The sequence below is a fragment of the Janthinobacterium sp. GW460-12-1-14-LB5 genome (genome assembly GCF_059423585.1).
In genome coordinates, this window is sequence record NZ_JBWKYD010000059.1 from 1 (window position 1) to 2952 (window position 2952).

At 65.0% G+C, this 2952-nt stretch carries 3 protein-coding genes; 2 read left to right on the forward strand and 1 reads right to left on the reverse strand.

The features are described 5' to 3' along the window. Positions 1–216, reverse strand: a 216-nt coding sequence (locus AC07X6_RS28450) for a hypothetical protein (protein WP_494793207.1), incomplete at its 3' end; no start/stop codon positions are given. A 168-nt stretch (positions 217–384) separates the two neighbouring features. Here AC07X6_RS28450 and AC07X6_RS28455 point away from each other — a divergent pair. Both AC07X6_RS28455 and AC07X6_RS28460 read left to right on the forward strand, forming a co-directional pair. Further along, the gene (locus AC07X6_RS28455) at positions 385–1260 is read left to right on the forward strand and encodes a hypothetical protein (RefSeq protein WP_494793208.1); all 876 of its coding nucleotides are present in this window, start codon (positions 385–387) and stop codon (positions 1258–1260) included. Next, a complete protein-coding gene (locus AC07X6_RS28460) occupies positions 1257–2759 on the forward strand; it encodes a hypothetical protein (RefSeq protein WP_494793209.1) in 1503 nt (500 codons plus the stop codon). Before AC07X6_RS28455 ends, AC07X6_RS28460 begins: the two co-directional genes overlap by 4 nt. Positions 2760–2952 lie beyond the last annotated feature (193 nt).

Sequence of the window (2952 nt, forward strand, 5' to 3'; positions counted from 1 at the left end):
AGGCGTGGGCGTGGGCGTGGGCGTGGGCGTGGGCGCGGGAGCCGCTACCGGCACCGGCGGCGGCACGCGCGGCACCGGGGGCGGTACCACGGCTTTCTCCAGGACCGGTGCTGGCGCCACCTGGCGCGCGCCGCAAAACGGGCAATGCGCCACGCGCAGCGGCAAAGTCCGGCCGCAAGCGGCGTTGATGCAAACGTCATTCACTGTTTCAGACACATTCCAACCTTTTCCTGGATTTACTCTGCTGCATTCTGCCGCAATATTACCTTACGCACGCACCGCCACGGCGTACCGGCACCGTGTTGAACAGTCTTGATATCGATCAAAAAGCATCCGCAGCAGCGTCCTAAGCTACAAGCACAGGCCACGGACAAGGAGATTGCCATGCCAGCCCACCTGATCATCGAAGACGGCCAGCCCTCGTGGTGGGACAGCGCCGATATCTGGGTCGTGCCGGGCAATGATCCGAATGGCCCGCCCGGCGCGCCCATTGCCGGCATCAGCAATTACCTGTGGGGCCGCGTGCACAACACGGGCAACAGCGCCTCGAACGGCGTGCGCGTGGACTTTTACTGGGCCGACCCTTCCGGCCAGATCGCCGTCGGCGCCGCCACGCTGATCGGTTCCGCGTTTGCCGACTTGCCGCCCGGCGCCACGCAGGAAGTGCTGTGCCTGGTGCCCTGGATCCCCGTCATCGTCAATGGCGGCCACGAGTGCCTGCTGGCCGTGGCCCACGGGCCTGGCGACGTCAACCCGCTGCCCGATCCCCTGCCCAACGGCTTTCCCTTCCAGCCCAAGCAGCACGAGCAGATTGCCCAGCGCAACGTCACCGTGGTGCTGGCGGCAAGGCGCGCGCAATTGCTGTCCATCGCGGTGGCCGCCCTGCCCCGCGCAACGAAAAAAGTGGAACTGCAGATCGAGTATGGCGGCGAGCTGCCGGAGCGCCTGCTGGCCACGCTCGGACTTGAGCGGTGGCAACCGGCCAGGGATGCCCAGCTGGTCGCGGGCCTGGCGCGCACGCCCCACTGCAATGGCGACGTGCCCGGCGAGCAAAAACTGGCGCTGGAAGTGCCGCGCGGCCAGGCGCAGGCCGTGTACCTGAGCCTGCGCGCCGAAGCCTTGCCGCCACGCCAATATGCGCTGCTGCGCGTACTGGAAACGCAGGAAGGCAAGGTCATGGGCGGCATCACGTATGTCGTCACCGATCTGGAAAAAGAACAAGCTCAAGAACAGCAAAGCCCCGAGGAGCAGGCATCATGAGCGATACCCCCATGCAGGTGCTGACGCGGCCGTTCGCGATCGAGCCCGTCACCAATATCATGTTGCCGGACGGCATCTTCGACAATGCCATCTATGGCTTGCGCATCGCCGCCCACGTCACCAACATGTCCGGCAGCCCGCTGACGAATGTCACGGTGTACCTGGAAAGCGTGGGCGACCCCGGCATCGTGCCCGTGGCGCGCACCTTCTTCTTTGCCAGCGTGCCCGCCGGCGCGGCCATGCTGGTGATGTGGGACGCCGACTTCCAGCACGCCACGCCCGGCAAGCGCCTGGTCAGCTTTGTCGCCAAGGCCGACGGCTACACGCCGCACCGCTCGATCCAGCAAATCTTCGTCTCGCAGACGCGCTTCGACAGCATGAGCAATACCTATACCTGCACGGTCGAGGAAGGCACGCTGGAACTGTCCAAGCCGCAGGGTCACCTGCCGGGCAAGCGCTGGGGCAGCACGGGCACGGATGGGAAGGAGTGCCGCTGCCCGCCCGGCTTCGGGCCCATCGTGCCGACCGGCATGACCCTCGTCTGGACGCCGAATCCCGCCTACGCGGGCACGCATGGGGATTTGCCGTTTTCCGATCCGTGGTGGAAGATTCTCGCCATCATCATTGCCATCATCGCCGCGCTGGTGGCCATCATTTCGGCGGCGCTCGGCTCAGGCAAGGCCAGCTTCAGCGTGGGCGGCACCTTCGAGGAAACAGATCCCAGTGTCGATTGCTGCTCGCTCGAAGGGGCCGGCTCGGGCCAGCCCGAGTTCACGGTCGCCGGCGTGGCTTCGGCCATCGCCTCGGGCGCCATCGCCGTCGCCTGCTCCGATATCGCGGATCCGTTCTGGCGTGGCCAGGAAGCAACACCACCGGCCGCCGGCGAACTGACCCTGGCCGAAAGAGTGGTGGCGAAATGGGTGTTACCGGAAGCGCCGAACGCGGGCCTGCCCTACACGGCCGACATCAGCTGGGAGTATGAGCGTTTCACCACGGGCGCCACCTACCAGCACGCCGTCACCGAAACGCAAGTCAACATCCATGTGGCGGGGCCGGTGGAAACGGATACGCCCGCCGTCGTGCAAGCCTATGAACCGTTGTGGCTGCGCGCCAGCTTCAAGCGCGACGATGGCAATGTCTTCCGCGGCACGGAACTGTACGCCTTCGTGCTGTTCCAAGCGCCGCAGGGCCTGTACTTCGTGGAATCGCTGACCGACGACGGCCTGGGCTTCGACCCGGGCGCCAATGACGGCGTGTACGCAGGCAGCCTGGACTTGAAACGGGCTTACCGCACCCTGCTGCAATACGATCAAAAGGTCTTTGGCACCTGGCGAGTCTTCGTCTTCGCCCAGGACGTCAACCTGACCAAGCCCGGCACGCCGCCCGAAATCGCCGCCCAGCACATCGGCGGCATGTTCGTCGCCAGCGCCATCGAAATCACCTTCGACGACACCCTGCCCTGCCCGCTCAAGGCGCAGGCGAATATCATCGTGGTGTGAGGGGAGAAATCGAAAACGGCCGGGAAAAACGCGCAGGGCCAAAGCGCCGCCCCCAAGACAGTACGCCAGTACGGCGAGAGGCAGGCAACAACGCCTTGGGCGTTTTATCAGCCGCTCTTACAGGGTGTAGACGAAATTAACCCTTATAAGCAAGTCTGTTGAGTAGCATGCGCGCCTCTGCCAACCAGACCCA